Annotated in this window: 20 protein-coding genes; 7 read left to right on the top strand and 13 right to left on the bottom strand. The window is 59.9% G+C overall.

Annotated features, from left to right (window positions below; genetic code table 11):
- Positions 1-10: 10 nt before the first annotated feature.
- Positions 11-1372: an esterase-like activity of phytase family protein gene (locus ACTJJ6_RS10265; RefSeq protein WP_049299699.1), complete on the bottom strand. Its 1362-nt coding sequence runs from the start codon at positions 1370-1372 to the stop codon at positions 11-13.
- 425 nt (positions 1373-1797) lie between these two features.
- On the opposite strand from ACTJJ6_RS10265, the gene aqpZ reads away from it, so the two are divergent.
- Positions 1798-2493, top strand: coding sequence for an aquaporin Z (gene aqpZ / locus ACTJJ6_RS10260; protein ID WP_004940529.1), 696 nt, complete (start codon positions 1798-1800; stop codon positions 2491-2493).
- A 57-nt stretch (positions 2494-2550) separates the two neighbouring features.
- On the opposite strand, the gene ACTJJ6_RS10255 is transcribed toward aqpZ, so the two are convergent.
- The gene (locus tag ACTJJ6_RS10255; RefSeq protein ID WP_143778585.1) at positions 2551-3321 is read right to left on the bottom strand and encodes a class I SAM-dependent methyltransferase; all 771 of its coding nucleotides are present in this window, start codon (positions 3319-3321) and stop codon (positions 2551-2553) included.
- Positions 3322-3438: 117 nt separating this feature from the next.
- On the opposite strand from ACTJJ6_RS10255, the gene ACTJJ6_RS10250 reads away from it, so the two are divergent.
- The 3 genes from ACTJJ6_RS10250 to ACTJJ6_RS10240 all read left to right on the top strand — a co-directional run bounded on the left by ACTJJ6_RS10250 (position 3439) and on the right by ACTJJ6_RS10240 (position 5737).
- Positions 3439-4242, top strand: coding sequence for a helix-turn-helix transcriptional regulator (locus ACTJJ6_RS10250; RefSeq protein ID WP_016928914.1), 804 nt, complete (start codon positions 3439-3441; stop codon positions 4240-4242).
- A 107-nt stretch (positions 4243-4349) separates the two neighbouring features.
- Positions 4350-5093, top strand: coding sequence for a DUF2076 domain-containing protein (locus ACTJJ6_RS10245; RefSeq protein ID WP_049299701.1), 744 nt, complete (start codon positions 4350-4352; stop codon positions 5091-5093).
- Positions 5094-5188: 95 nt separating this feature from the next.
- Positions 5189-5737: a GNAT family N-acetyltransferase gene (locus tag ACTJJ6_RS10240; RefSeq protein WP_440801314.1), complete on the top strand. Its 549-nt coding sequence runs from the start codon at positions 5189-5191 to the stop codon at positions 5735-5737.
- Here the strand turns inward: ACTJJ6_RS10240 and ACTJJ6_RS10235 are convergent.
- The 5 genes from ACTJJ6_RS10235 to ACTJJ6_RS10215 all read right to left on the bottom strand — a co-directional run bounded on the left by ACTJJ6_RS10235 (position 5728) and on the right by ACTJJ6_RS10215 (position 8702).
- On the bottom strand, positions 5728-5979 hold the full coding sequence (locus tag ACTJJ6_RS10235; RefSeq protein WP_016928917.1) for a hypothetical protein: 252 nt from the start codon (positions 5977-5979) through the stop codon (positions 5728-5730). The two genes, ACTJJ6_RS10240 and ACTJJ6_RS10235, sit on opposite strands and share 10 nt — an antisense overlap.
- Positions 5980-6065: 86 nt before the next feature.
- The gene (locus tag ACTJJ6_RS10230) at positions 6066-6518 is read right to left on the bottom strand and encodes a thiol-disulfide oxidoreductase DCC family protein (RefSeq protein ID WP_049299702.1); all 453 of its coding nucleotides are present in this window, start codon (positions 6516-6518) and stop codon (positions 6066-6068) included.
- 75 nt (positions 6519-6593) lie between these two features.
- Positions 6594-6923, bottom strand: coding sequence for a hypothetical protein (locus ACTJJ6_RS10225; protein ID WP_049299703.1), 330 nt, complete (start codon positions 6921-6923; stop codon positions 6594-6596).
- Positions 6924-7077: 154 nt separating this feature from the next.
- Positions 7078-7704, bottom strand: a complete 627-nt coding sequence (gene ycaC / locus ACTJJ6_RS10220) for an isochorismate family cysteine hydrolase YcaC (protein ID WP_004928476.1) — start codon at positions 7702-7704, stop codon at positions 7078-7080.
- 116 nt (positions 7705-7820) lie between these two features.
- On the bottom strand, positions 7821-8702 hold the full coding sequence (locus ACTJJ6_RS10215) for a pirin family protein (protein ID WP_016928920.1): 882 nt from the start codon (positions 8700-8702) through the stop codon (positions 7821-7823).
- A 125-nt stretch (positions 8703-8827) separates the two neighbouring features.
- Here ACTJJ6_RS10215 and ACTJJ6_RS10210 point away from each other — a divergent pair, with 125 nt between their 5' ends.
- On the top strand, positions 8828-9736 hold the full coding sequence (locus ACTJJ6_RS10210; protein ID WP_033634044.1) for a LysR family transcriptional regulator: 909 nt from the start codon (positions 8828-8830) through the stop codon (positions 9734-9736).
- On the opposite strand, the gene ACTJJ6_RS10205 is transcribed toward ACTJJ6_RS10210, so the two are convergent.
- Positions 9737-10120, bottom strand: a complete 384-nt coding sequence (locus ACTJJ6_RS10205; protein ID WP_049299704.1) for a VOC family protein — start codon at positions 10118-10120, stop codon at positions 9737-9739. It lies immediately after the preceding gene.
- 2 nt (positions 10121-10122) lie between these two features.
- A complete protein-coding gene (locus ACTJJ6_RS10200) occupies positions 10123-10905 on the bottom strand; it encodes a DeoR/GlpR family DNA-binding transcription regulator (protein ID WP_016928923.1) in 783 nt (260 codons plus the stop codon).
- Between the two features lie 34 nt (positions 10906-10939).
- Between ACTJJ6_RS10200 and ACTJJ6_RS10195 the strand changes: the two genes are divergently transcribed.
- Positions 10940-11230, top strand: coding sequence for a hypothetical protein (locus tag ACTJJ6_RS10195; protein WP_228009799.1), 291 nt, complete (start codon positions 10940-10942; stop codon positions 11228-11230).
- On the top strand, positions 11172-11696 hold the full coding sequence (locus ACTJJ6_RS10190) for a hypothetical protein (RefSeq protein WP_239505755.1): 525 nt from the start codon (positions 11172-11174) through the stop codon (positions 11694-11696). Before ACTJJ6_RS10195 ends, ACTJJ6_RS10190 begins: the two co-directional genes overlap by 59 nt.
- Before the next feature lie 36 nt (positions 11697-11732).
- On the opposite strand, the gene ACTJJ6_RS10185 is transcribed toward ACTJJ6_RS10190, so the two are convergent.
- From ACTJJ6_RS10185 to ACTJJ6_RS10170, 4 genes are all read right to left on the bottom strand, one after another.
- Complete coding sequence (locus tag ACTJJ6_RS10185; RefSeq protein WP_016928925.1) at positions 11733-11996, bottom strand: putative hemolysin; 264 nt, start codon at positions 11994-11996, stop codon at positions 11733-11735.
- Between the two features lie 50 nt (positions 11997-12046).
- Complete coding sequence (locus tag ACTJJ6_RS10180; RefSeq protein WP_033637239.1) at positions 12047-12535, bottom strand: DUF2501 domain-containing protein; 489 nt, start codon at positions 12533-12535, stop codon at positions 12047-12049.
- A 126-nt stretch (positions 12536-12661) separates the two neighbouring features.
- A complete protein-coding gene (pagP, locus tag ACTJJ6_RS10175; protein ID WP_028128205.1) occupies positions 12662-13252 on the bottom strand; it encodes a lipid IV(A) palmitoyltransferase PagP in 591 nt (196 codons plus the stop codon).
- Between the two features lie 156 nt (positions 13253-13408).
- Positions 13409-13888, bottom strand: coding sequence for a universal stress protein (locus ACTJJ6_RS10170; protein ID WP_016928927.1), 480 nt, complete (start codon positions 13886-13888; stop codon positions 13409-13411).
- Positions 13889-14155 lie beyond the last annotated feature (267 nt).

Genomic DNA, 14155 nt, shown 5'->3' with positions numbered 1-14155 from the left:
CCCCTCTCGATCACTTCAAGGGTTGCGGCAAGGTGAGCACCCAGAGCTCGCTCAGCGACTCCGGCTGCTCCAGAGGGCGCAATTCGATACGGGCGTCGGTCTTGTCGCCGTCGAGGCTCAACCGCCCTTCTTTCTCCAACTGGTAGTCGCCGATTTTTTTGCTCTTTGGCGACGCATCCACCAGCTTCGCCTGCAAGCCGAAATCGTTGTCATTGATCACCGCCAGCGTGCGATCGTCGATCAGCGCCAGCCCTTCCGCTTTCTCCTGGCGCCAGCCCAACTGGCGCAGATCCGCCACTTCCCGTTTCTGCGCCAGCTTCACGCCGCGTTTAGCCAGATCTTGCGCGTCGTCGAACTCCAGCGCTTTATCCTGGCCATCAAACGTACTCAGATCGCTGGCCTGCGCGAGATCCACCAGATAGATCTTGTTGATCATCGTCTTATCTTTACCGGTTCCCTGTTCAATCAACAGGATGCGCTGGTTGTCCAACGCCACGACATCGCCAATCTTGGCGTCTTTGGCTTTTTTATAGCGGTCGATATCGATGGGATAGCCATACATCGCAGTTTTGCCACTGCGCGGATCGAAGCTCACCAGCCGGGTAAACTGCGCCTTGTTTTTGCCTTTACCATCGACATCCAGCGTGCTCTGCACCGCCGCCAGAATGCGCCCATCCGGCATCCGAGTCAGCCCCTCAAAACCGCGGTTAGGCTGGCGCCACTTCAGGATGTTCGGCAAACCGCTCGCCACCGCCTGCTCGCCGGCCTGCGGCGTTGGGCCATATTTGGCGAGAATTTTGCCTTTGTCGTCGACGTGGATCAGAAACGGGCCATACTCGTCACACAGCCAATAGCCGCCGTTGCCATCACCGATGATGCCTTCGGTATCCAACCCGCGGCGATCGCCGGACAGCGGTTGCAGCGCGTCGTTCAACGCCACTTCGTTCGTGGAACCAATCAGCTCGCTCGGCAGCGGCAGCCCGCTAATCGGCCCTTTTTCGTCATGCAAGGGCCGCGCATTCTCGGCCACGGCCTTGCCGCCGCCGATGCGAATATCCATCAACAGAGGCGTGAATTGCGGATTGGCGAAAATCTTGGCTTCTTGCTTGCCCACCGCAGGGGCATCAGCATTCGGGCCGCGATCGGTCAGCGTCGTCAGCACCAGATCGTCGCCCTGCTTGCGATTGAACGACAGCCCTGAGCCGATCCCCACCGGCAGCCCCTGCGGGAAATGCTTGGCAAACGCCCCCTGATAGGCGACGCGCTCCCCGCCGGGGAAGCCGACCACATAACGCGCCACCTCAATATCTGCAGCGTAGGTGAATACAGGAAACAGCGAAGCCAACAGCAGGGAGAGCGATTTTATTCTCATGTTTTTACCCGAGGTTGAATGAAGCGTTATCAGGCAGAAGAAGATATTAATTTAGCATGACACTTAGATGACAACAGGCGCTGCGTCAAATGTAAAACAAGCAATAAGGTTGGCTGGCAAATAGAAATTAGCAATTAACCTGAGCGTATTGAATGGAGAAAACCGCTGGAAAAAACCGCCCGAAAATACCCCGCCATTTTGCTTAGGGTAAATTCTTATAGTAAAGATAAAAAAAACGGCAAACGCACGTCGGCACGGGGAAAAACGGTGTTTTTCTCATAGACAAAATAAAATACCAGGGATTTAATACCGCCGTTATTCAAGGTGCATTAAGAAAATTCTATAGAATATCTGCATGAACTCAAAAAGCTGTTCTATAGTTTTTAGTGCTAACGCCCGTTAGTCTATTCCGCAGGATGGAATCTATGTCAAAGCGACTTTTTGCTGAATTTTTTGGCACATTTTGGTTGGTGTTTGGTGGTTGTGGTAGCGCAGTATTGGCAGCGGCATTCCCACAGCTGGGTATTGGTTTCCTCGGCGTCGCGCTCGCTTTCGGTTTGACCGTGGTGACGATGGCCTATGCCGTCGGCCATATTTCCGGCGGGCATTTTAACCCGGCGGTCACCGTCGGCTTATTCGCCGGCGGCCGTTTCGCGGCGAAAGACGTGATTCCTTACGTTATCGCTCAGGTCATCGGCGGTATCGCCGCAGCGGCGGTGCTGTATTTGATCGCCAGCGGCAAAGCCGGTTTCGACGCCACCGCAGGCGGCTTCGCTTCCAACGGTTACGGCGAACACTCACCGGGCGGTTATTCTCTGCAAGCCGCGATCGTGATTGAGCTGGTGCTGACGGCCTTCTTCCTGATCGTTATTCACGGCGTGACCGACAAGCGCGCGCCGGCAGGCTTTGCCCCGCTGGCGATCGGCCTGACGCTGACGCTGATCCACCTGATCAGCATCCCGGTGACCAACACCTCCGTCAACCCGGCGCGCAGCACCGGCGTAGCGATCTTCCAGGGCACCTGGGCGCTGCAGCAGCTGTGGGTGTTCTGGCTGGTGCCGCTGGTCGGCGGCATTATCGGCGGCCTGATCTACCGCTGCCTGCTGGAAGACAAAAAATAAGCGTATCGCAGTCGATCGCGTTTCACGGGGCAGCCTTCATCGGCTGCCCCGTTGCTTTCAGCCCTTCGTCACTGCAAACATCATGATATCGCTGGTAAAGGAGCCGTCCGGCTGAATGGCGAAATGCGCCGCCACCTCCTGCGACACGCTTTGCTGCAGCGCGCGGATCGCGGTAACGAAATGCGCCGGCGTGCGCATGCGCGCCACCCAGCTGCCGAACTCCAGCATCAAGCGATCCGACGTCACCTCACGCACCACCAACCCGGCTTCGGTCAATAACGTCAGCCACTCGCCCGGCGCATAATTGCGCACGTGCGAGGTGTCGCGCAGCACTTCCACGGTTTGCAGGTAGATATCCAGCAGCGGATGCCCCGGCGAGACCACGTCCATAAAGATCGCTCTGCCGCCCGGTTTGAGTACCCGCCTGACCTCGCGCAGCGCCTGGCCGACGTCGTGCCAGTGGTGCGCCGAATAGCGGCTGATGACCAGATCGAAGCTGGCGTCTTCAAACGGTAAAGACTCGGCCACGCCCTGCTGCAGCTGAATGTTATTCAGGCCTTTTTCCGCCGCCGCCTGCTTCACCACCGCCAACATTTGCGCCGACAGATCGTAGGCCACCACCTGCGTCACCCTGGCCGCCGCCGTGAAGCTGGCGTGCCCGGCGCCGCAGCCCAGATCGAGCAGGCGCGCGTCGGCGTGCGGCTCCAGTAACTGTGCAAGGCGTTGCAAATCCTTGCCCTGCGCGTGTACCGCGCTGGTTAAGTAGGCGTTGGCCTGCTCGCCGAACTGCCGGTCTACCGCATTTTTATGGCTGTTGCTGATGCTCATGTTTGCTCCCGTTATTATCCGGCTTGCGCCTGTGCCTGAAGGCTTTCGGCTACTATAATCAGGCTACTATACGGGTACAATATGAGCAGTTATCCTGGTATAAATAGGTACCACGCTATGACATCAGAAGCCTTATCCGGGCCAAAGGCCCTCGGCGCGTTCCTGCGGGCGCACCGCGAACGCATCACGCCGGAAATGCTCGGCCTGCCCAGCTCCTCGCGCCGTCGCACCAGCGGCCTGCGGCGCGAAGAGCTGGCGCAAATCAGCGGCATCAGCGCCACCTGGTATACCTGGATCGAACAGGGCCGCGAGGTATCCATTTCCCCCTATACGCTGGCACGCATCGCCAAGGCGCTGCGGCTCGGCCCGGCCGAACGCCACTACCTGTTTACCCTCGCGCGCGTCGCCGACCCCGAGCAGGAAACACACCGCGAAACCGCCAACGACGCGGTGCTGCAAAGCGTGCACCAGATGACGGTGCCCTGCTACCTGCTGGACGTGACCTGGAACGTCGTCGCCTGGAACCCGCAGGCGGCGGCGCTGTTCAGCGGCTGGCTGGATGTGGCCAACAGCCCCAACCTGCTGCACTTCATGTTCTTCCACCCGTTGGCGAAAACGCTGGTCAGCGATTGGGAGGAACGCGCTCGCCGCGTGGTGGCCGAGTTTCGCGCCGAGACCAGCCATCATCAAAATACCGAAGAGATGCGCGCCTTCGTGCGCAACATGACGCACAACAGCGCGGACTTTAATCACTGGTGGAAGCAACATGACGTCATGGCGCGCGAAGGCGGCGAAAGAGCGTTCGAACATTCTCGGCAAGGCGCACTGCGCTATCGCCAACTGACCTTCCACCCGGCAGAACACGCCGGTTTGAAGCTGGTGATGCTCATCCCGCTGCCGCAATTGGTAACAAATTCATAGGCAAGTTTACCCGCCATTTATTTATTGGTTCATGTAAACGCGCTAGGGTGATTAATACCGATGATAATGATCATCCAGCACCGTTATTTATCTCCTGAGGTACTCCTATGCAATCCGAAGAACAACGCCTTATCGATGGTCTGTTTGGCCGCCTGAAAGACGCCGAGACCAAGACGGGCCCACGGGATCTCCAGGCAGAGCAGCAAATCAACCAGCATATTCGCGAGCAGCCTTCCGCCCCTTATTACATGGCGCAGGCGATGATTATTCAGGAGGCGGCGCTCAAGCAGATGGATCAGCGGGTCAAAGAGCTGGAGGCTCAGGTGGCACAGCTGCAGCAAACCGCCAACGGCCAGCAGAGCAGCGGCGGCTTCCTGGCCGGTCTGTTCGGCGGCGGCAGCCGCACGCCAAGCCCGCGCGAACAGTATCAGGCACAGCAGCAAAATACGGCGGCCTGGAACAACGCGCAGCAGGGGGGCTACGCGCAGCAGCAGCAGCCTGCCTATGCCCAACCGCAGCAGGCGGCGCCTTCACGCGCCGGCGGCTTCCTGGGAGGCGCCTTGCAAACGGCGGCGGGCGTCGCTGGCGGCGTGGTGTTGGCCGACATGCTGACCGGCATGTTCCGCCATTCGCAACCACAGGAAATCGTAAATATTATCGAGGAAACCCCGGCGCCGCTGGACGACAGCGCAATGCGCAATTTCGACGCCTCCAACAACCTCGATACCTTCAACAACGGCGATGGTGGCAGCTTCCTGAACCAGGACAACGGCTTCCAGAACGCCAGCTATCAGGACGACACGGATTACGCCGACGACGATTACAGCGACGACGACGACTCCTTCCTGTAATTCCCTTCGCCCCCTCTCACCCGCAGAGGGGGATTTCCCGTTTCACCAATCTGGTCTACAGTGAACACTGTTCATTTATCCAGCCGGGAGAAACGATGATGAGCCTTACTCCTTCAGACCCTTTTTTCAGCGAACGCCTGCAGATGCGCCCGCCGGTGATGGCGGATCTCGCACGTTTCTACGCCATCTTCGGCGATCCGCAAACCCAGCGTTTCAATCCCGCCGGCCCGCTCACCAGCGAAGCGCAGGCCGCCTCGGCGCTGCAAGAGAGGATTTTCGGGTGGCAACAACACGGTTACGGTTCCTGGGCGATCGCCCTGCGCGAACGGCCGGATTGGATTATCGGCTTTGGCGGATTGTCCTGGAAACCGCTCGGCGCGCAGCGCACCGTGAACCTCGGCTATCGATTCGATACACGCGTCTGGGGCATGGGGTTGGCCACCGAGATGGCGCGGGCTTCGCTGCGATATGGTTTTGTCGGATTGGCGATGGAGGAAATTTCCGCCATTGTGCGAGCGGAGAATCAGGCGTCGTGGCGAGTGCTGGAAAAGATCGGCATGCGGCGGGTGGATACGCTGGATGACGTGCCCGGCGCCGCGCCGAGCCTGGTGTACACACTAAAGCGCGGCGACTATCAGGGCTGATCGTCGCTGATTTTGGCCAATGCCATGCGATAAGATTTGACCTTCTGACGCTTCTTTAGCCAGGTCGTGGTCGACACGATGAACACCGCGCCCGACATCGCCAACACGCCGGTCGGGTGGCCGTAAAACACCATCAAGGCAAAGTACACGGCGGAAACGATCGCCACCCATTTCGCCGTATTGCCCATGTCGTTTTTCTCCTGGGTCAAACGGCGAATGCGCTCTTCTTCACTGATTCCCATACGCGCTCCTTGTTGGTTGAACGTTCCATTATATGGAGTTGGAGTGCTGATATTTCAAGCGATTGGATGGTAAAGAAGCGTAAAGCTCAGGCCGGCGGCTCCCGCCGCCGAGACAGATAACGCCCGGGCTGATCGGCGCCCGGCAGGCCGCTACCGTCGTTGCGGCCAAACAGCCGGTAGCGATTGCCGGCGACCGCATCATAGACCTTGTCCGCCAGTCGCGGCGGCAGGTAACGCGCCAGCGCCAGCGCGCGGTACGGCCATCCCAATTGGCGCAGCGCCTGAAACAACGCCGCCGAACGTAGCCAACAGCGCCCCTGCTCAACATAGACCACGGAATCGAATCGATCGGTCGGCAATCCCAGCGCCTGCAGGATCGCCTGCCCTTCGACGGATTGCACCGTCGCCAACAGAATGCGCCGCTGCCGATCGGCGCGAATAAGGTATCTCACCAGCCCGTGACACAGATTGCATTCGCCGTCGAACAACAGCGCGCGATCGCCGGGCTGGAGATAAGGCAGCTGTGATAAAAGGGTCATCCCGCCTCCCGAGAACCGCTCTCCTTAGCCTAACGCGCCTGGCGCGCCCAGGCCAGGACGGGATGACAGGGCTCGTTAAGACGCAGGCGGCGCGTCAGGCACGGCCACCACCGCGACGCGCACTTCGTAATGTTTGGCGCTGCCCGCCGGGATTACCGCCGTCAGTTTGTTGATGGTTTCCACCGGATTGTCGCTGGCCGAGGTGGCGCAGAACAGCTCGCCGCCGTGGCAGAATCCCGGCTTGGGCGGGTGCCCGCCCGGGAAAGGCGGCATGCGCATCGGCGCATCCATCAAAGGCGGCAACGCGTTGGCCGCAGGCTTCTCAGGCGCCGACATCGCGCTCGCGCTGAACAATAGCGCCATGCCCATGCAGGGCAGCGCCAGGATCTTGATTGCTTGTTTCATTGAATTAGCCTCATTTGCCGGGTTCGGGATTACGCTACCCCGCCCCCGGCCCATGAGAAAGCCGCTTTTCGCTACCTTTTCGCCTCACTGCGTTTTGCTTACATCCCGTGTCTAACGTGATGAAAGGCGAAAGGTTGGGTAAAGGGTCGTCGCGTTACTTACCGTTCGTCAGCGTGTTATAGCTGGTCATCAGGTTGCGGTAGTCCGGGATATGGTTGGAGAACAGCGTGCCCAGCCCTTCGATATCGTTACGCCAGTCACGGTGCAGCTCGCAGGCGACGCCGAACCAGGTCATCAGCTGCGCACCGGCGGCTTCCATGCGGCTCCAGGCCGACTGACGCGTCAGCTCATTGAAGGTGCCGGAGGCGTCGGTCACCACAAAGACCTCGAAACCTTCATTGAGCGCCGACAGCGCCGGGAATGCCACGCACACTTCGGTCACTACGCCGGCGATGATCAGCTGCTTGCGGCCGGTGGCTTTTACCGCTTTGACGAAGTCATCGTTGTCCCAGGCGTTGATCTGGCCGGGGCGCGGAATAAAGGGAGCATCGGGAAATTGGGCTTTCAGTTCCGGCACCAGCGGGCCATTGGGGCCGTTTTCGAAACTGGTGGTGAGAATGGTCGGCAGGTTGAAGTACTTCGCTAAATCACCCAGCGCCAGCACGTTGTTTTTAAACCGATCGGGATCGATATCACGCACCAGCGAAAGCAGCCCTGCCTGATGATCCACCAGCAATACGGCGGCCTGGTCTTTGTCGAGGCGCTTGTAGTTTGCAGTCATGGTTTTACTCCTGTGGGGTTGATGTTGCGGATGGAACGCCCCGCCTTGCGGCGGGGCGTTGAGGTTTAAGTGTAGCGCCTGAGCCGGGAAACACGGCCCGCCCCAGGCGCCAAAGTTCAACCGGCGCTCGCTTCGGCGTTCATGCTGCCGAACTTGCCGCTGTTGAAATCGCGGAACGCCTGCTGGATTTCCGCGTCGCTGTTCATGACGAACGGGCCGTAGCCGACGATAGGCTCATCGATCGGTTCGCCGCTCAGCACCAGCAGCGCGACGTCGTTGTTGGCTTCGATGGTGATCGAATCCCCCGCCCGGTCGAAACGCACCATTTGGGTTTCACGTACCACGTCTTCGCCGTTGACCAGGATCGCGCCGTGCAGCATCACCAGCGCCAGCGTATGGCCTTCTTTCACCGTCAGCGTGGTGGTATGGCCGGCATTCAGCTTCATGTCCCACACGTTGAGCGGGCTGAAAGTGCGTGCCGGGCCGGCGTGGCCGCCAAAATCACCGGCGATCACCCGCACCTGCCCTGCGCCGTCCGCCAGCGGAACCACCGGAATATCGGCGTTCAACAGCGTCTGGTAACCCGGCTCGGCCATTTTGTCCTTGGCCGGCAGGTTGACCCACAGCTGCACCATTTCCATGGTGCCGCCCTTGCGCGAGAAGTCCCGCGAATGGAACTCTTCGTGCAGGATGCCGGAGGCGGCGGTCATCCACTGGACGTCGCCGGGGCCAATCACCCCGCCGCTGCCGGTCGAGTCGCGGTGTTCCACTTCGCCCTGATAGACGATGGTCACCGTTTCAAACCCGCGATGCGGGTGCTGACCCACGCCACGGGTGCCGGAGGCGGAGCGGAATTTGGTTGGCGCCGCGTGATCCAGCAGCAGGAACGGGCTCATTTCCGCCCCCAAATCGTTATAAGAGAACAGCGAATTCACCAGGAAACCGTTACCGACCCAATGTGCTTCCGGGCTGTTGTGAATACCGAGGATTTTTTTCATCTTGAACTCCCGTTTCAGACCTCACGGCCTTAAGTTGATGTCAGAAGTTTAATCCGCCGGAGTTTGCTGCAGTAGTAGGCAAGATGTACACTCAGCGTTCTACTGATAGAACGATAAGGGATACGATGCTGACCGATCTGAACGATCTGTTTTTCTTCGCCAGCGTGGTCGATCACCAGGGATTCGCCCCCGCCGGCCGGGCGCTGGGCATTCCCAAATCCAAGCTCAGCCGCCGCGTGGCGCTGCTGGAGGAGCGGTTGGGCGTGCGCCTGATCCAGCGTTCGACGCGGCGCTTCTCGGTGACTGAGGTCGGCCAAACCTATTACGCGCACTGCAAGGCGATGCTGGTGGAAGCGGAAGCGGCGCAGCAGGCGATCGAACAGACGCGCGCCGAGCCCTGCGGCACGGTGCGCATGTCCTGCCCGGTGGCGATCCTGCACACTCGCGTCGGCAGCATGGTGGCGGCCTTTATGGCCGATTATCCCAAGGTGACGGTGCATCTGGAGGCCACCAACCGCCGGGTGGACGTGGTGGGGGAAGGATTGGATCTGGCGATCCGCGTGCGGCCGCCGCCGCTGGAGGACAGCGATCTGGTGCTGAAAATCCTGGCGCAGCGCACCTGGTGCGTCGCCGCCAGCCCGGCGCTGGTGCGCACCCTCGGGCCGGCGCACACGCCGGAAGACCTGCGTAAATACCCGACGCTCGATCTCGGCCCGGCGCGCGGTCAGCACCAATGGCGGCTGACCGGCCCGCAGGGTGAACGGGTGGAGTGGGAGCACACGCCGCGGCTGGTCACCGACGACATGCTGATGCTGCGCACCGCCGCCATCGCCGGCGCCGGCATCGTCCAGTTGCCGGCGATGATGATGCGCGACGACATGCTGCGCGGCGAGCTGGTGCAACTGTTGCCGGGCTGGCAGCCGCAGGGCGGCGTGGTGCATGCGGTTTACCCGTCGCGCCGCGGCCTGCTCCCGGCGGTGCGGCTGCTGCTCGACTATCTGGGCGAGCAGTTCGCCAGCATTGAAGAAGAGTGATCAGGCGGTGATTTCGATCGCATTGCCGTCTGGATCGCGAATGACGGCCTCGTAGAAACCGTCGCCGGTCCAGCGCGGCGCGGACAGCAAAATGCCCTCCTGCTGCGCGCGCTGCGCCAACCGATCGACCTGCCGCTCATCCCCCAGCGACAGCGCGATGTGCGCCCAACCGACCCGCTCCTCCTGCGCCTGCGCCGGCAGCAACGTCGGCACGCGCATGATCTCCAGCGTCGGCCCTGCCGCCAGGCTGACGAAGCGGGAAACGAACCCCGGCCGGTTGCGGCTGACGTACTCCTCCCCCGCTGCACCGTTGAAATAGCGCTGCCAGAACGCCAGCTGCGCGTCGATGTCACGGGTCCACAGAGCAACATGGGCTATTTTCATCATCATTCTCCGGTCGGTAAATCGCTGTGCCAAACCTGGCCGCCGCCCTGCGCCACCTGCAGCTCAAGCTGCGGGTGCGCGCCGCGCGCCGTCACCAGATGATCCACCCGCCCGGCGGGCAGGAAGGGGTACGGGGCGTAGGTATTGAGCTTGTCGCGGGTGCACAGCACCGCCACGCTGCCGGCGCGCGTCAACAGCCGCTTTTTGAAGGTGGCGTCCTGGTAGCTCAACGCGGAGAAGCCGCCGGCCGGGTCGTAGGCGCAAATGCCGGTGAACACCAAATCGAAATGGAAACCGTCGATTTCTTCCGCGGCCTTGGCGTCCACGCAGCCGCCGACCTGCGCATCCAACTCGCCACCGATCAGGATGGTGCGGATCCCCGGCCGCTCCAGCATTTTGCCGGCGATGCTCAATGCATTGGTCACCACCGTTAAACGCCGATCGCGCGGCAACAGATCCGCCAGATACAGGTGGGTGCTGCCGGCGTCGAGGAAGATCAGCTGTTCTTCACCGATCACCCCCAGCGCGGTTTGCGCCAGCGCCAGCTTCTCGTCACCGCTGAGCGCAATGCGCGTCGCAACGGGCCCCTCGGCCGGCGTCGGCGCCAGCGCGCCGCCATAGATGCGTTTGCACAGGTTCTGCGCCGCCAGCTGGCGCAGATCGCGGCGGATGGTCGCTTCGGTGGTGTTCAGCCGCTGCGCCATCTCCAGGGCCAGCACCCGCCCCTGTTGGCGGAGCGTGTCAAGAATGGCCTGGTGACGCTCATTCGGTAACAGTTTGGACATCATGTCAATCCGGTGACGCTAAAAGTGATCATAAATGTACACAAACAAACAAAAACGTACAATCCAGGGCGGAAGAAAAATCGCCGGGCAGGATTTTCGCCTGCGGGATGTTGGCTATACTGAGGCAAGCGAAGTTACCGCAGACGTAACGGCTTGGGCGCTAAGGGAAAACAATGTTATTGACGATCGCAAGGTGGCTGTTTCAACTCCCCGGGAAGCTGTTCGGACTGATTTTCAAAAATCGCCTGAGGATATTTTTGTTCTTCATGCTGGTCGCCGTTGGGGTGCTCGGCGCCAAGCGCTATCTGCACGCCCACCAATATGACGACGAATTCAGCCTCGCCGCCCCCGCCGATTACAATCGCGCAATCAAGCGCGAAATGCCGCTGCGAGAGGCGCGCGAACAGTGCGGTGGGCCGTTGCACGACAATGCCGGCCAGCCGTGGCCCGCCTCAGCCGGTTATCTGCATCAGCCGACGCGGCTGCCCGCATCCGGCCTGCATCGGCTGACGCTGGATAATCAGGGCAACGATTTCGCGGTGCTGGTCAAACTGGAAACGCCGGCGGCGCCGCAACAGCTGGCGGAAGTCTTTATTCCGCCCGCCGGCAGCTTCGAGGTAAAAATCAATGCGGACGCGGAACACGTGATGAAAATCAAGAACATCAAGACCGGCTGCATGTTCCGCTCCCGGCCGTTCAACCTGGATAAACAGCGCGATTGGCGCATGCCGCTGACGCCACAGAAGGATGGCAGCCTGCAGCTGCAGCCGATAGGCGATCGCCAATTCTGATCGGGCGCCGGGCGGAAGAGCCGGCGCCGCATAGGGTTACTTTTTCACCGGATGATCGCGGCGGAACAGTTCCCAGCTTTCAATTTCCTGCCCACTCGGCAAGGTACAGGTGGAATACTGGCCTGCCGCATTCTCTTTGGCGTTCAACTTGCCGCCGATTTGGGTGCAGTACACGTCGGCCGGGTTCGCCATGCCGATCGGTTTCACCTGCGGCGGTGGCGGCGCCTCATTGGATTTCACGGAACACCCCTGCAACATCGTCATCCCTGCCAGCAGGGAAAGCATCAACGTTTTTTTCATTTTTTCAGCTTATGCAAAAACGAACGGCGGAGCGCTCCGCCGTTCGCTCATCATGAAATAAAGGATTTGCCCTGTTTCAGCACCAGATCGCAGGCTTTTTGCTTCACCTTCTCGGTGATCTGCGAGGTGCCCAGGCTGTTCAGATCCAGACTCTTGCCTTCGCCGGTCTGCAGCAAGCCGCCCAGGCCCTGCTGATAATCCTGGCTCTTGGCGTTTTCGGTGCTGGTGATGCCCAGCTTGCTGAGCAGCTGATCTTTCACCCCTTCGGCGCCGTTAGCCGACAGCACATTGTTTTTCACGCAGTACTGCAGGATACCGGCGGCATTGGTCATGCTGCTGGAGCTCAACGCCTTGTCGCCGCCGTTCAGCAGGCCGGTCAACGAGGAGAGCGACATGCCGCCGCTGCTGTCGCCGCCCGACTTGCTCAGTTCGCCCGCTGCGCTGCTGAGGGAATCCATCAGCCCGGCGGCCTGGGAGGCACCGCTGGCCAGGGTAGCGGACAGCGCCAAAGCCAGCAATAAACGATGTTTGGTGATCATAGTGGTGAAACTCCTGTCATAACGGCATGCAATCGGCGCAGCGCGCCGGGATACCCTTCCGACGCCGTCGGCGGCGACAAGTTCCTTTTATCTCGCCGCCGCGCCGTTTTTCGGAATTCAGGAAGTTTAGAACTGCCAGCGCAGCCAGGCGAAGAACACGTTGCCGTTGTTATAGGTGCCGGGAATGTAGGTCGCCTGGAACGTCAGCCGCTGATAGCCGATAGAGGCCAGCGGCAGCGGCGCCGGAATAGGGATGTAATTCCAGTTGTCGCGCGCGGTGACGCTGGCGGTGAAGCCCAGCCCCAGGCGAAAATCCTTGTCATCCAGCGGGCGCCAGATCTTCTCGTAGGCGTAACCGCCGATCGGCTCCCATTTGTTGAAGGAGTCCTTGAACGCCATGATATAGATGCCGTGCCAGTCACCGTCGCTGTCGTAGCGGGAGATGCCGTAACCGGCGCCCCACGGGCGTTCGTTGTACTTATCGATATGCTCATCATCATAAGTCCAACGGTTGTGCCAGGTGATGGCCGGGATATAGAGATCGTGGTTAGGCGAGTTGTTCCAGGTCTCCGCCACGTTATCGGTAAAACGCTGCCATAAACCCGGTTTTTCAGCCTGTGCGGCATTGCCACTTTCTGCACCAACCTCAGCGTAAGAAGGCAGTGCAGGAAATATCAACGCCAGAGAACACGCCAAAAGAGTCCGTTTTAGAAACATCGTAAAGCTCCTGTAAAAATACGGCCGCAGATTTTTACCGATAGCTTGGGCAAGATCAAGCCGTATCTAATTTATCCAACGCCCGTTGTGCTTTGGTTAAGTTTAGCACCGGAAAATGCCCAATAATTCATGACAGACCGTACCGATATCCGCATGCTATCGCCTTTCGGGCGGCAAAACCGTGGGAAAAGTCCGCTTTGTCGCACGCGACTCGCGAGCAAGGTGCTTGACCAACACATCGACATCGAGACGGTTCACAAACGCCAGGGAATAAGAGGAATAGAGGCCGAACAGGCGGTTTTGGTGCCCGACCACCACCAGATCGATGCCGGCCTGGTGAATAAAATCGCTCACGTCCTTAAAGCGCCTTATGGTGACAATCTCCTTGACCGCGACCGGCACATCGACGGCGCTCACCAACCGGCTCAGCATCGCCTTGGCGGCGATCACTTCCTGCGCCTGGCGATCCTTGATTAACGCATCGCTGCCGTACTCCAGTTCCGCATAGTCGGCGTTAAGATGGCCGACAGTGAGGGCGATTGGCTGCCCGCGCACCATCGCCGCCGCTTGACTCAGCAACGGCAGCCCATCACGCTCGTTATGAATCAGTACCAAAATATGTCGATAGCCTTTCATCACACTTCCCCCTCTCAGGCCAGCGCTAATGGGACATGATCCCCTCTGGTAGGTATACGCCATCCGTGCACACGTAGAGAAAAGTTTACGTATCACTTCCCACAGAATGTGATGACCGCCACGTTATATTAACGCCCGTGACGGCCCATTTTTACACCAGCCCGACGCGGCGCGCATTGCGGCATCTGTAAAGCAAAACTGACAACCATGACCGAATAAAAAAACCTCATTGTTAATTTTTTGTTTTTTATTAGTTACAGAGTGGTT

It is taken from the genome of Serratia sp. 22278 (genome assembly GCF_052045405.1).
Lineage (GTDB): Bacteria > Pseudomonadota > Gammaproteobacteria > Enterobacterales > Enterobacteriaceae > Serratia > Serratia marcescens.
This window is presented reverse-complemented; position numbering and strand designations above follow the sequence as displayed.

Excerpts from the sequence above, each read along its gene's own strand:
- ACTJJ6_RS10225 (WP_049299703.1), bottom strand. The coding sequence starts at position 6,923 with ATGAAACAAGCAATCAAGATCCTGGCGCTGCCCTGCATGGGCATGGCG.
- ACTJJ6_RS10215 (WP_016928920.1), bottom strand. The coding sequence starts at position 8,702 with ATGAAAAAAATCCTCGGTATTCACAACAGCCCGGAAGCACATTGGGTC.
- aqpZ (WP_004940529.1), top strand. The coding sequence starts at position 1,798 with ATGTCAAAGCGACTTTTTGCTGAATTTTTTGGCACATTTTGGTTGGTG.
- ACTJJ6_RS10235 (WP_016928917.1), bottom strand. The coding sequence starts at position 5,979 with ATGGGAATCAGTGAAGAAGAGCGCATTCGCCGTTTGACCCAGGAGAAA.
- ACTJJ6_RS10245 (WP_049299701.1), top strand. The coding sequence starts at position 4,350 with ATGCAATCCGAAGAACAACGCCTTATCGATGGTCTGTTTGGCCGCCTG.
- ACTJJ6_RS10255 (WP_143778585.1), bottom strand. The coding sequence starts at position 3,321 with ATGAGCATCAGCAACAGCCATAAAAATGCGGTAGACCGGCAGTTCGGC.
- ACTJJ6_RS10200 (WP_016928923.1), bottom strand. The coding sequence starts at position 10,905 with ATGTCCAAACTGTTACCGAATGAGCGTCACCAGGCCATTCTTGACACG.
- ycaC (WP_004928476.1), bottom strand. The coding sequence starts at position 7,704 with ATGACTGCAAACTACAAGCGCCTCGACAAAGACCAGGCCGCCGTATTG.
- ACTJJ6_RS10250 (WP_016928914.1), top strand. The coding sequence starts at position 3,439 with ATGACATCAGAAGCCTTATCCGGGCCAAAGGCCCTCGGCGCGTTCCTG.
- ACTJJ6_RS10170 (WP_016928927.1), bottom strand. The coding sequence starts at position 13,888 with ATGAAAGGCTATCGACATATTTTGGTACTGATTCATAACGAGCGTGAT.
- ACTJJ6_RS10185 (WP_016928925.1), bottom strand. The coding sequence starts at position 11,996 with ATGAAAAAAACGTTGATGCTTTCCCTGCTGGCAGGGATGACGATGTTG.
- ACTJJ6_RS10210 (WP_033634044.1), top strand. The coding sequence starts at position 8,828 with ATGCTGACCGATCTGAACGATCTGTTTTTCTTCGCCAGCGTGGTCGAT.
- ACTJJ6_RS10265 (WP_049299699.1), bottom strand. The coding sequence starts at position 1,372 with ATGAGAATAAAATCGCTCTCCCTGCTGTTGGCTTCGCTGTTTCCTGTA.
- ACTJJ6_RS10205 (WP_049299704.1), bottom strand. The coding sequence starts at position 10,120 with ATGAAAATAGCCCATGTTGCTCTGTGGACCCGTGACATCGACGCGCAG.
- ACTJJ6_RS10180 (WP_033637239.1), bottom strand. The coding sequence starts at position 12,535 with ATGATCACCAAACATCGTTTATTGCTGGCTTTGGCGCTGTCCGCTACC.
- ACTJJ6_RS10195 (WP_228009799.1), top strand. The coding sequence starts at position 10,940 with ATGTACACAAACAAACAAAAACGTACAATCCAGGGCGGAAGAAAAATC.
- ACTJJ6_RS10240 (WP_440801314.1), top strand. The coding sequence starts at position 5,189 with ATGATGAGCCTTACTCCTTCAGACCCTTTTTTCAGCGAACGCCTGCAG.
- pagP (WP_028128205.1), bottom strand. The coding sequence starts at position 13,252 with ATGTTTCTAAAACGGACTCTTTTGGCGTGTTCTCTGGCGTTGATATTT.
- ACTJJ6_RS10190 (WP_239505755.1), top strand. The coding sequence starts at position 11,172 with ATGCTGGTCGCCGTTGGGGTGCTCGGCGCCAAGCGCTATCTGCACGCC.
- ACTJJ6_RS10230 (WP_049299702.1), bottom strand. The coding sequence starts at position 6,518 with ATGACCCTTTTATCACAGCTGCCTTATCTCCAGCCCGGCGATCGCGCG.